Source organism: Ruegeria sediminis (assembly GCF_005938215.1).
In the GTDB taxonomy this organism is placed as follows: domain Bacteria; phylum Pseudomonadota; class Alphaproteobacteria; order Rhodobacterales; family Rhodobacteraceae; genus Ruegeria; species Ruegeria sediminis.
Map to the genome: position 1 here is coordinate 586,737 of NZ_VCPD01000003.1, position 12,579 is coordinate 599,315.

Sequence of the window (12,579 nt, forward strand, 5' to 3'; positions counted from 1 at the left end):
TCTTACAAAGGCTCCTGAACAAAGGCCGTGGTTGCGGTCAGCGCGTACTGACCGTCCGTGTTGTCCGATAGCTGCGCGCCCAGAATCGAGGTCGGGAAGATCGGGTTGATCTTGGCGCAGGCGCGCAGGACCATCAGTTCATTCGACTGACCGTTCACGAAAGTCCGCACCGGTTTCACCTCTTCCGAGGTGTCCGTGCAGTCGGGCTCTTCGGGAATGGTGATCGCGGCGAAGGGGTCCTGACGGATCATTTCCAGACGCAGATTGGCTTTGCAGTCGTTGATGAAGATGGCGCGTTCGCAGATCGTGTCCTTGAGTTCGTCATGCTTGGGGTTCGTGCCCGTGCCCAGCCGAATGTCCCGAACCGTCAGGTCCACGGCCCGTTCCAGCATGGCGTGGTGGAGCACGACAAAGCCCAGTTCCACCCCGGACAGCATGAGGGCGATGATGGCCGGGTAGACCATCACGAATTCGACGGTCGCCGTTCCGTTTTCTTTGCGCGCGAAACGGCGCGTGGCCTTGAGGATGTGGCGTATCATTGCGTCAGCCTCAGTTTGCGGATCGAGGAAGCGATCGACGCGAAGGCGTCCGAGATTTCCAAGCCTTTCACGTCATAGTAATGGCTGTCAGAACTGGCGCAGTATTTCAGCACGGCCTTGCCTTCGGAAGGTGCCTCGAACGCGATGGTGTAGAGGATGATGCCTTTGTTACCGGCTTTGGCCGCATCGCAGATTGCTTTCGTACGGACGTCCTTGATGGTGTCGTTGTAGTAGCTGCGAACGCCGTATTCCCAGATGCTCCTGGCGGTGCTGTCGTTCATCCAAGGATAGTAGTGTTCCTGGACGTTGAACTTTAGAGACGTGCGGGCCCAAAGCTCGGGATAGTCCAGTCGTACGGCTTCGCCTGGTTCGTCTTCGTTGTCCGTCCAGCAGCTATAGCTGTTGCAGTCCTTGTGCTTGTTATCGTTCCCATACGGGTGGTCCTGCCACCGATACGCGTTGAGGTCGTCGTAGTCGGGCCAGTAGTAGCTGTCGCTTTGGGGATCGTAGACCGAATAGACTTTCTCCTGGGCATTCCACCAGATGTTTGACATCCCGCTTCGGTAGTTCTCGTCGATGTAATATTGCGAGGTGTTGTTACCGTCGGTCATCAGCACGATCACCTTGAGCGTATCGCCGCTGTTGTAGTTGGCCGGGCGCGTATTGAATCCCGCGTCCACGTCGCCGGCGGCAATCAGCGAATTAACCACTGGCCGGAATGCCGGGTCGAGCATCGCGGTGCCCCATTTCATGCCGATATCCAGCGAGGTGTTGCCGCGGGCCACGAAGCTGTCGATGTAGTTCTTCAGTGTGGTCGCGTTCTTCTGGAACGGCATGATTTCGCGGCTGGCCCACGCTTCGCAGACCGGTCGACCGTAGTAGGAGTTGGTATTGGTGCTCTGCCCAAGGAACTGGCCGTTGTCGCGGCGGTCGGTATCCTGCCACGGGTCAAAATGCATGGTGCGCTGCAGTGGGGCGGTCTGGCTGATCGCGGTGGCGTTGAAGTCGCTCGCCGCAAAATTGATGCATCGCGAATAATTGTTGGTGCCGGTCGTGTTGTATTGGCTGAAGATGTTCTGCGGCACCGAAACCTGTGTCGCATAAGGCACGATGGAGATGGACAGTTTGCCGTCTTCGGTGTTGTTGACCATCTGGTCGACGAAATCCTTGGCGGCGACTTTGAGGTTTGTCAGGCGGCTGTAGCTGTTCATGGACCCGGAAACGTCGAGGATCAGCGAGATCTCGACGCCGCCGATGCTTTCCTCGGCGGAACTCAACGCCGGCGCGTTCAACATATCCACGCCGGACAGGTGCATGAAGAAGGTCGGAACGTCGATCTGGGCGTTCGCCGTCACTTTCCGGTAACCGATACCGCTGTTTACGGTCGGGGTCGGAAATTTTCCCGACAGCCCGGCCTTGTCCAGATAGTTGCTGACCACTTCGGTCGGGGGCAGTTTCTGATCCAGGTCGGCCGCTGCCAGCACGGCGCGATCCAGGGTGGATTGCAGGATGGCCCGGTCGCGCTCGTACCGCATGAGATCGACGCCGATGCCGGCGACCATGAGGATGATGAGGAAAAGAAAGACTGACAGAATTGTAACGCTTCCGCGTTCGTCGCGGTGGAATTCACCGGAACGAGTTTGCGAAAAGAGTGCGGCAGCGGAGTTGCGGCCAATGAAATTCTCGAAATGCTTGCGCATGGCAGAAACCTCTCTTGGCCGGGAGGTCCGGCCACAAGACATATTCGGACCTTAAGAGGGTAAATTCTGAAAATGGCAGGATTTAGGCGAAAAGGCCGCCGTCTTGCCCGTATTGCCTTGACTTGGGCGATACTACCAGTTGGCCGGACGATTCTGTTTCCGCCGCAAGGACAATCGAGAGAGCGGCGCCAAGCCGAAACGACTCATTCAGAGCATCCATTGGTAACCACAATTCACTGAAAAAAAACCTCTTTGCGATTGATCCGTTGCGAATTCGCTGCGACTAATCGTCGTGAAGCCGGTCGAAATTTCGGACCCGGAGGAGACCATGAGCCCAATAGCCGAACCGAGTTTTCGCGAGAGCGTGGACCTTATGTTCAACAGGGCTGCGGCCCTGATGGACCTTCCGCCGGGGCTTGAAGAAAAGATCCGCGTTTGCAATGCGACTTACACCGTCCGCTTCGGAGTCCGGCTGCGCGGCCACATTCACACGTTCGTCGGATATCGCTCGGTTCATTCCGAACATATGGAGCCAGTGAAGGGCGGCATCCGCTACTCTCTGGCGGTCAACCAGGACGAGGTCGAGGCGCTGGCGGCGCTCATGACCTACAAATGCGCGCTGGTCGAAGCGCCGTTCGGCGGTTCAAAGGGGGGATTGTGCATCGATCCGCGGCAATACGAAGAGTATGAGCTGGAGCAGATCACCCGGCGCTTCGCGTACGAACTGGCCAAGCGCGACCTCATCAACCCGTCCCAGAACGTGCCTGCGCCCGACATGGGGACGGGCGAGCGCGAGATGGCCTGGATCGCCGATCAGTACGCGCGCATGAACACCACGGACATCAATGCACGCGCCTGCGTGACCGGAAAGCCGCTGAATGCGGGCGGCATTCAGGGCCGGGTCGAGGCAACGGGGCGCGGAATTCAATACGCCTTGCGCGAGTTCTTTCGCCATCCGAAAGACATGGCCAAGGCGAAGCTGTCAGGCAGTCTCGACGGCAAGCGCGTGATCGTGCAGGGGCTGGGCAACGTGGGATACCACGCCGCGAAATTCCTCAGCCACGAGGACGGCGCGCGCATCGTCGGCATCATCGAATGGGACGGGGCGCTCTACGACCCGGAAGGCATCGATGTCGAGGCGGTCCATCACTGGATCGTCCGGCACGGCGGGGTCACGGGTTATCCGGACGCCACCCACACCGCCGAGGGCGGCGCGGTTCTGGAGGCGGAGTGCGACATCCTGATCCCGGCCGCGCTTGAGGGCGTGATCAATCTGGCCAACGCCGACCGGATCAAGGCGCCGCTGATCATCGAGGCGGCGAATGGGCCGGTGACGGCGGGGGCGGACGAAATCCTGCAGAAGAAGGGCACCGTCATCATTCCCGACATGTATGCCAATGCGGGCGGTGTGACGGTTTCCTATTTCGAATGGGTCAAGAACCTTAGCCATATCCGGTTCGGAAGGATGCAGCGCCGGCAGGAAGAAGCGCGGCATGAGCTGATCATCAGCGAGTTGGAACGGTTGGCGCGACACATGGGCGACGGGTGGTCCATGTCGCCCGATTTCAAGGCGAAGTACCTGAAGGGCGCGGACGAACTGGAGCTTGTGCGCTCGGGCCTCGATGACACCATGCGGTTCGCCTATCAGTCCATGAGCGAGGTCTGGCACGATAGACCGGATGTCGAGGATTTGCGGACGGCGGCCTATATCGTGGCGATCGACCGGGTGGCCAAGAGCTATCGCGCCAAGGGGCTTTGACGTTGCGGCAACCAAGGTGAATTGTCCTTGAAGACCTTGCAGTTGAACTACGTTGAACTGCGTCCGGTTGCCGGTTCGAACAGTTCGCAAGAGTGTCCTGAATGCGCAAAGTCCAATTCCCAACGGCCATCGCGGCCGCGACGGCCTTGACACTCGTTCCAGTGGCGGCGGTCGCCCAGCAGCCCGAAGGCTGGAGTGCCATCTTCGATGGTCTTGCCGTTCATCAGGGCGACGCCGATCTGGAGGGTGGCGGCGAATTCAGTGCCAACCGCGCGTTTCTACGGGCTGGCGCGATCTACAGCTTCGGCAACGGCGCCGCCGCCGGACTAGTCGCGAGTTTCGGTGAATTCGACTACGATTTCGGCACGGCCGCCAACGAACCCTGGCAGGACGTGCGGGATATCCGCCTTTCCGTCCCGATACGCTGGGCATCGGAAAACGGGCTGCAGGTGCTGGTTTCGCCGCAACTTCGCTGGGATTATGAACGTGGCGCCAGCGCGTCGGATGGTTTCACCTATGGCGCCTTCGCGGGGGTGTCCTGGCAACTGAACCCGGCCTTGCGGATCGGACCCGCGTTCGGCGTCTTCTCGGAGGTCGGAACAGGCGATCTCGACGTCTTTCCGGCTCTGCTGGTCGATTGGGACATCTCGGATCGCTGGAACCTGAGCACCGGCGGCGGACTTGGGGCGACGCAAGGTCCCGGGCTGTCCCTCAGCTACGCCGTGTCCGAGCAGTTTCGGCTGGGCCTGGCGGTCCGCTCGGAACGTGTGCGGTTTCAGCTGAACGACTCGGGGCCGGCGCCGGGTGGCGTCGGTGAGGATCGGAGCATTCCGGCTGTCGTGTCGCTGGACTACACGCCAACCCGAAGCACCTCGATCAGCGTGTTTGTCGGGGCCGAATTCGACGGTGAACTGCGGCTGGACGATGCGACCGGACGCGAGGTCGGCAGGCAGACTTACGATACCGCCCCGATCGCGGGACTGGCGGTCAGAGTGCTTTTCTGAACTCAGGCATCCGGGCCGCCGTCGGTTCCGCTTGGCCATTGGTCGCCCAGCGACATGATTTTGTCGAAAATGGAAGGGGGGGCGCGTCAAGGCGTTGATACTGGTGCGCGGAGTTGGTTCTATGCCGACAAATCCGCAGGGAGTTCAACATGCGCTTTTCCGGCTTTCGCGTCTTCAAGGAAGGGTTGACCGGCAACAAGGGCTGGACGCCGCACTGGCGCGATCCTGAACCGAAATCCGAGTATGACATCATCATCATCGGCGGCGGCGGCCACGGCCTGAGCACGGCGTATTACCTGGCCAAGGAGCATGGCCTGACCAACGTGGCGGTGCTGGAGAAGGGTTACATCGGCGGCGGCAGCATCGGCCGGAACACTACGATCGTGCGCGCCAACTATTTCCTGCAGGGCAACTCGGAATTCTACTCGCACTCGCTGAAGCTGTGGGAAGGGCTGGAAGAAGACCTGAACTACAACGTCATGCATTCGCAGCGCGGCATCATCAACCTGTTCCATTCGGACGGACAGCGCGATGCAGCGGCGCGGCGCGGGAACATGATGATCAGCCAGGGGGATGACGCGATCCTGCTGGGCCGGGACGAGCTGCGCAAGATGCTGCCCTATCTGAACTTCGACGATCTGCGCTTTCCGCTTTATGGCGGTCTCTATCATCCGCGCGGTGGCACCGCCCGACATGACGCGGTGGCGTGGGGTTTTGCGCGCGGAGCGGATCAGCGGGGCGTCGACCTGATCCAGAATTGCGAGGTCATCGGCATCGACATCGAAAACGGAGCGGTCCGGGGCGTGCAGACCACGCGCGGGCCGATCCGGGCGAAGAAGGTGGCGATGGTGGCCGCGGGCCGCTCGGGGCAGGTGGCGGCGATGGCGGGCATGCGGCTGCCGATCGAAAGCCACGTGCTGCAGGCATTCGTGACGGAGGGGCTGAAGCCCTGCATCGATCACGTGGTTACTTTCGGCATGGGGCATTTCTATATCAGCCAGTCGGACAAGGGCGGGCTGGTCTTTGGCGGCGACCTGGATTTCTACGCCTCCTACGCGGCGCGCGGGAACCTTCCCACGGTTGAAAACGTGATGGAGGCGGGCGTGGCGCTGATGCCCATGATCGGCAAGGCCAAGGTGCTGCGCAGTTGGGGCGGGATCATGGACATGTCGCCGGACGGTTCGCCCATCATCGACAAGACCCATATCGACGGGCTTTTCCTGAACTGCGGCTGGAACTACGGCGGGTTCAAGGCGGTTCCGGGATCGGGCAACGTCTTTGCCCATCTGATCGCCACGGGTCGCTACCACGAGAACGCCACGAAATTCCGTCTCGACCGGTTCCGGACGGGTCGCGGGGTCATGGATGAAGAGGGCAAGGGCTCTCAGCACAATCTGCATTAGGGACGGGTGGCGGATGCTGGAATTGAGTATTTGTGAAAAGGCGAAGCAGGGGGCGCGGCCATGAGGATCACCTGTCCGCATTGCGGCGAGCGGGATCGCCGGGAATTCTATTATCGCGGAGCGGCCACCGACCTGGAACGTCCGGCTCCGGACGCGGGCGAAGAGGCGTGGGACAATTTCGTCTTTCTGCGCGAGAACCCCGCGGGCGAGACCCGCGACCTCTGGTATCACGAGGGCGGTTGCGGAGCCTGGATCGTGGTGGCGCGAAATACAGTGACGCACGAGGTTCTGGGTACGCAACTCGCATCGGAGGCGCGGTCATGAGGATACAGGGAAAGGGGCTGGTCGATCGCTCCAAGTCGATCCCGTTCATGTTCGACGGCGTTCGGTACTCGGGCTGCGAGGGCGACACGCTGGCCTCGGCGCTGCTGGCGAACGGCATCCGGATGATGGGGCGGTCGTTCAAGTACCACCGTCCGCGCGGGGTGCTGACGGCGGGCAGCGAGGAGCCGAATGCACTGGTCACCGTCGGCCACGGCGCCGCGCAGGAACCGAACGTGCGCGCCACGGTGCAAGAGATCTACGCCGGGCTCGATGCGCGCAGCCAGAACCGGTGGCCGTCGCTGAATTTCGATCTGTTGGCGATGAACGATCTGGCGGCGCCGTTCTTTGGCGCCGGGTTTTACTACAAGACCTTCATGTGGCCCAAGAGCTTCTGGGAAAAGGTCTATGAGCCGGCCATCCGGCGCGCGGCGGGGCTTGGGGCGTTGTCGGGGCAGGGCAATGTTGACAAGTACGAACGCGCGTTTGCGTTCTGCGACCTCCTGGTGATCGGCGCGGGGCCTGCGGGCCTGATGGCGGCGCTGTCGGCGGGGCGGGCCGGTGCCGACGTGATCCTGGCCGACGAAGACAGCCGGATGGGTGGCCGTCTGCTGGCGGAAACCCACGAGGTCGATGGCAAGCCGGGGCATGTCTGGGTGGACGAGGTTCTGGCCGAACTGAGATCGATGGACAACGTGCGCCTGATGACGCGGACCACCGTGGCCGGCGCTTATGATCACGGGACCTTTGCCGCGCTGGAGCGTGTTCTTCACCATGACGGGCGCCGACCGCACGGCGCGCCGCTCGAGACCTTCTGGCGCATCGTCGCCAAACGCTCGGTGCTGGCGGCCGGGGCGTTGGAACGGCCGGTCGCGTTCCGCGACAACGACCGCCCCGGCATCATGACGGCGGGGGCGGTGCGGGCCTATCTGAACCGCTGGGGCGTCAGTGCGGGCAAGAACGTGACCGTGTTCGGCAACACCAATGACATCCACCGCACCGCGCGCGATCTGCTCGATGCGGGCGTGCATGTGGCGGCAGTGATCGACAGCCGCCACGACGCGCCCATGTCGGATGACTACCCTGTCCTGCGGGGGGCGCAGGTCTGCGGAAGCGCCGGTCGCAAGGGGCTGGAGGCCATCACCGTCCGCCGGGCGAGCGGCGAGGAACGGATCCAGACCGACTGCCTGGCGATGACCGGCGGCTGGAACCCGTCTGTGCACCTGACCTGCCATATGAACGGCCGCCCGACCTGGCAGCGCGACATCGCCGCCTTCGTACCGACACCGGGCGCGATCCCCGGAATGGTCACGGCGGGCGCCTGCAACGGGTCCTTCTCGACCGCGGCCTGTCTGCGCGAAGGCATTGCCGCCGCGGGCGAGGTGCTAGGCGATCTCGGGTTCAAGGTGCCGGAGATGTCCGCGCCGAAGGCCGAGGACTCGGCCTACGAAATCGCGCAACTCTGGGCGGTTCCGGGCAAAGGGCGCGCCTGGCTCGATTTCCAGAACGATGTCACTGTCAAGGACGTGAAGCAGGCAGCGGTCGAGAATTTCCGGTCGGTCGAGCACATGAAGCGCTACACCACGCAAGGTATGGCGACCGACCAGGGCAAGAACTCGAACGTGGCGGCCCTTGCGGTGCTGGCGGATGCCACCGGGCGCGGGATTTCCGAGACGGGCACCACGACCTTCCGTCCACCGTATTCTCCGGTGGCCATTGCTGCCTTGGGTGCGGGGGCCGAAGGCAAGGGGTTCAAGCCGCAGCGCTTCACCACGTCGCACAAGGCAAGCATCGCGCGCGGCGCGCCGATGATCGAGGCGGGACTCTGGTATCGCCCGAGCTATTTTCCGAAGGCGGGCGAGACCACCTGGCGGGACTCCTGCGACCGCGAAGTGCGGATGGTGCGCGAGGCGGTCGGCGTTTGCGATGTCTCGACTCTGGGCAAGATCGACATCCAGGGCCCGGACGCGGGCGAGTTCCTTGATTTCGTCTACACCAACATGTTCTCGACGCTGAAGGTGGGGCGCACGCGCTATGGCCTGATGCTGCGCGAGGACGGATACGTGATGGACGACGGCACCACCGCGCGGCTGGGCGAGCAGCACTTCCTGATGACCACCACCACCGCCGCGGCGGGCGAGGTGATGAAACATCTGGAGTTTGTGCATCAGGGGCTGAGGCCGGATCTGGACGTGTGCTTTACCTCGGTCACCGAGCAATGGGCGCAGTTTGCGGTCGCCGGCCCGAAATCGCGCGATTTGCTGAACGATCTGCTGGATGAGCCGCTGAGCGATCAGAACTGGCCCTTCATGGCCTGTGGCCCGGTCAAGGTGCTGGGCATCGAAGGGCGGCTGTTCCGGATCTCTTTCTCGGGCGAACATGCCTACGAGATCGCGGTGCCGTCGCGCTATGGCGCAAGCCTCTACGACGTGCTGACCAAGCGCGCCGAGGCGCTGGGCGGCGGGCCCTACGGGATGGAGGCGCTGAACGTTCTGCGGATCGAAAAAGGCCACATCACCCATGCCGAGATCCACGGCCGGACCACGGCTTACGACATCGGCATGGAGAGGATGGTCTCGCAGAAAAAGGACTGCATCGGCAAGACGATGTCACAGCGTCCAGGTCTCGAGGAAACCGGCCGCGAGCGGCTGGTGGGACTGAAGCCGATCGGAGAAAGCAAGCAGTTGCTGGCCGGCGCGCACCTCTACAAGGAGGAAGCCGAGCCCAGGCGCGTCAACGATCAGGGCTATGTGACATCGGTCTGCTACTCGCCGACCCTCGGCCACATGATCGGGCTGGCGTTTCTGGCCGATGGGCCGGAGCGGCATGGCGAGACGGTCAAGATGGTGGATGGGTTGCGCGGGGTAACGACGCTTTGCGAAGTGGTGAACCCGATCTTCTTTGACCCCGAGGGAGGGCGTGTGCGTGGATAAGCTGATTGCCAAAAGCCCCTGCGAAGGGTTGCTGCCGCTGACCGTTGGTTCGGTGACGCTGACCGAAGAGGAACCGGGGGTGATGACCTCGGTCGCACCGTACAAGGGCTGCGAAGAAGCACTGTCCGAGGCGTTGAAGGCCGCGCATGGCATGGGCTACCCGGCTGCCAATCGCGCCACCGGGCGGGCCGGGTCACGCGCCGTCTGGTTCGGGCACGGGCAGGCGATGCTGATCGGGCCGGTTCCGGATGCCACGTTGAGCGAACATGCCGCGATCGTGGATCAGTCGGATGCCTGGGCCGTCGTCCGGCTTGAGGGCGAAGGGGCCGAGGACGTTTTGGCGCGCCTCGTTCCGGTCGATCTGCGGGCCGCCCATTTCAAGCGCGGGCACACGGTGCGCAGCCTGCTGTTCCACATGACGGCATCGATCACGCGGGTCGGCGACACTGCGTTCCAGATCATGGTCTTCCGTTCGATGGCCGAGACCCTTGTGCATGATCTGAAAACGGCGATGGAAGGTGTGGCCGCGCGCGGTTAAGCTGCGCGCGCCACATTGCAATGATTCCGGGAGACCGCCTGATGTTCCGCCTTGCCCTTGCCGCCACCCTGCTGGCCTCGCCCCTGGCCGCCGCCGAAACCAAGCAACAGAGTTGCCAGTACCAGGCGGATGTGGTGGCCGCGATCCAGCAGGCGCGGCTGGACCGGGTGAAGGAGCGGCAGGTGCCGCAGGCAATTGCCGACACGAACCCTTCCTGGCCCGAAAACTACAATGCCGCCATCCCGCTGATCACGCCCTGGGTTTACGAACAAAAGATGCGCGACGTGCGTGAAAAGGACCTGGGTGCGGCCTGGCTGGAGCTGTGTCTCAAGCAGCCTTGATCCACATTCGCGAATTTGACTGTGGACAATGCGCGCCGGGTCCTTGGCGAGCGTTTCCGTTTCTGCCAGATTTAGCACATGTCACTGCCCCCGGGATTCCTGGATGAGTTGCGCACCCGCCTGAGTCTGTCTCAGGTCGTCGGGCGCAAGGTCATGTGGGACGCGCGCAAGTCCAATCAGGGCAAGGGCGACATGTGGGCGCCGTGCCCCTTCCACCACGAAAAGACGGCCTCGTTCCACGTGGACGACCGCAAAGGGTACTATTACTGCTTCGGTTGCCACGCCAAGGGCGACGCGATCAGTTTCGTGAAGGAGACCGAGAACGTCTCGTTCATCGAAGCGGTGGAGATTTTGGCCCGCGAAGCCGGGATGACCATGCCTGCCCGCGATCCCAAGGCGCAGGAAAAGCAGGATCGCCGGACTCAGTTGGCCGAGGTGATGGAGCAGGCGGTGCAGTTCTTCCGCCTGCAACTGAGCACAGGCGCCGGTACCGCGGCACGGGACTACATCACGCGCCGCGGGTTGACGGGCCAGTCGATGGACCGGTGGGAGATCGGCTTCGCGCCGGACGGCTGGCAGAACCTGTGGGATCACCTGCGGGGCAAGAACGTGGCCGAGGAACTGATCCTGGGCGCGGGACTGGCCAAGCCTTCGACCAAGGGGGGCAAGCCCTATGACACGTTCCGCAACCGGATCATGTTCCCAATCCGCGACGTGCGCGGGCGCTGCGTCGCCTTTGGCGGCAGGGCGATGGACCCGAATGACGGCGCCAAATACCTGAACTCTCCAGAAACCGACCTCTTCGACAAGGGCCGAAGCCTGTACAATCACGGACCTGCGCGTCAGGCTGCTGGGCAGGGACAGCCCTTGATCGTGGCCGAGGGATACATGGACGTGATCGCACTGTCCGAAGCGGGGTTCGGCGCTGCCGTGGCGCCCCTGGGGACCGCGATCACCGAGCATCAACTTCAACTCTTGTGGCGGATCGCGGACGAGCCGGTCATCGCGCTGGATGGCGACACCGCCGGGCTGCGCGCGGCGATGCGCGTGATCGACCTGGCCCTGCCGCTTTTGCAAGCGGGGAAGTCGGTGCGTTTTGCGCTGATGCCCGAGGGCAAGGATCCCGATGACCTGATCCGGGCCGAAGGTCCCGGCGCCGTGCAGGCCGTTCTGGAGCGGGCAATTCCCATGGTCCAGCTGTTGTGGCAACGCGAAACCGAGGGCAAGGTTTTCGACAGCCCCGAGCGCAAGGCCGCCTTGGACAAGGCGCTACGCGAGAAGATCAAGCTGATCCGCGACCCTTCGATCCGGACCCACTACGGGCAGGAGATCAAGGATCTGCGCTGGCAGTTGTTCCGCCCCAAGCGGCAGCCGCGCCCCGGAGGGTGGCAGCCGCGTGGCGCGTGGAAACCCGAGAAAGCGCCGGCTACCGCCGGTGTCCGGACATCCTATCTGGCCGCGTCCGGCGAGGATGCGCAGACCCGTATGCGCGAAGCGGTCATTCTGGCCGCGGCGATCTCGACCCCGGCGGTCGTCGTGCAGTTCGAGCAACAGCTTGAGGAAATGGACTGCCGCGATCCGGACCACGCGGCCCTTCGCGAAGCGATCCTGCGCCACGCGATCGATGATCCGGACAACCTGAAAGACCACATCGTGGACTCCGTTGGGGCCGAACCCCTTGAAAACCTGTTGGGGCTTCGCCATGTGGCAATAAGCCCCTGTGTGCGAAGACCCGGCGACGTCGAACTGGCCGAGATGACCCTGGCCGAAGAACTCGCAAAACTCCAGGCACAACGCGGGCTCGATGCCGAGATTGCAGAAGCCGAGGAGGAATTGTCCGATTTGGCCGATGAAGCGTTGACATGGCGGCTGAAACAGGCCGCGGAACAGCGAAACCGCGCCAGTCGCAGCCAGAACGAGGACAAGGCCATTTTTGACGTTGCGGACAACGGCGCGAGGATAAATCGCGATGAACGTCAGGCCTTCGAGGCGATCATGTCCGGCATCAAGTTTGAGCGGAAGCGCCGGTGAGCGTGCGTTT

General features: G+C 62.9%; 10 protein-coding genes. 8 read left to right on the forward strand and 2 right to left on the reverse strand.

Features of this window, described 5'->3' with window-relative positions:
- Positions 1–2: 2 nt before the first annotated feature.
- Complete coding sequence (locus FGK63_RS11350) at positions 3–539, reverse strand: TadE/TadG family type IV pilus assembly protein (protein ID WP_138842229.1); 537 nt, start codon at positions 537–539, stop codon at positions 3–5.
- Entirely contained in the window at positions 536–2,239 is a 1,704-nt protein-coding gene (locus tag FGK63_RS11355) for a TadE/TadG family type IV pilus assembly protein (protein WP_138842231.1), read from the reverse strand. The genes FGK63_RS11350 and FGK63_RS11355 overlap by 4 nt, the downstream gene beginning before the upstream one ends.
- A 328-nt stretch (positions 2,240–2,567) precedes the next feature.
- Here FGK63_RS11355 and FGK63_RS11360 point away from each other — a divergent pair, with 328 nt between their 5' ends.
- The 8 genes from FGK63_RS11360 (at position 2,568) to dnaG (ending at position 12,569) form a co-directional block, all read left to right on the forward strand.
- Entirely contained in the window at positions 2,568–3,998 is a 1,431-nt protein-coding gene (locus tag FGK63_RS11360; protein WP_138842233.1) for a Glu/Leu/Phe/Val family dehydrogenase, read from the forward strand.
- Between the two features lie 101 nt (positions 3,999–4,099).
- Positions 4,100–5,002, forward strand: a complete 903-nt coding sequence (locus FGK63_RS11365) for a DUF6268 family outer membrane beta-barrel protein (RefSeq protein WP_246044011.1) — start codon at positions 4,100–4,102, stop codon at positions 5,000–5,002.
- Between the two features lie 149 nt (positions 5,003–5,151).
- On the forward strand, positions 5,152–6,405 hold the full coding sequence (locus tag FGK63_RS11370; protein WP_138842235.1) for a sarcosine oxidase subunit beta family protein: 1,254 nt from the start codon (positions 5,152–5,154) through the stop codon (positions 6,403–6,405).
- Positions 6,406–6,465: 60 nt separating this feature from the next.
- Positions 6,466–6,729, forward strand: coding sequence for a sarcosine oxidase subunit delta (locus tag FGK63_RS11375; RefSeq protein ID WP_138842237.1), 264 nt, complete (start codon positions 6,466–6,468; stop codon positions 6,727–6,729).
- Positions 6,726–9,659: a sarcosine oxidase subunit alpha family protein gene (locus FGK63_RS11380; protein ID WP_138842239.1), complete on the forward strand. Its 2,934-nt coding sequence runs from the start codon at positions 6,726–6,728 to the stop codon at positions 9,657–9,659. The genes FGK63_RS11375 and FGK63_RS11380 overlap by 4 nt, the downstream gene beginning before the upstream one ends.
- The gene (locus tag FGK63_RS11385) at positions 9,652–10,197 is read left to right on the forward strand and encodes a sarcosine oxidase subunit gamma (RefSeq protein ID WP_138842240.1); all 546 of its coding nucleotides are present in this window, start codon (positions 9,652–9,654) and stop codon (positions 10,195–10,197) included. Before FGK63_RS11380 ends, FGK63_RS11385 begins: the two co-directional genes overlap by 8 nt.
- A 41-nt stretch (positions 10,198–10,238) precedes the next feature.
- Positions 10,239–10,538: a hypothetical protein gene (locus FGK63_RS11390; RefSeq protein ID WP_138842242.1), complete on the forward strand. Its 300-nt coding sequence runs from the start codon at positions 10,239–10,241 to the stop codon at positions 10,536–10,538.
- Between the two features lie 78 nt (positions 10,539–10,616).
- The gene (dnaG, locus tag FGK63_RS11395) at positions 10,617–12,569 is read left to right on the forward strand and encodes a DNA primase (RefSeq protein ID WP_138842244.1); all 1,953 of its coding nucleotides are present in this window, start codon (positions 10,617–10,619) and stop codon (positions 12,567–12,569) included.
- The last annotated feature ends 10 nt before the right edge of the window (positions 12,570–12,579 follow it).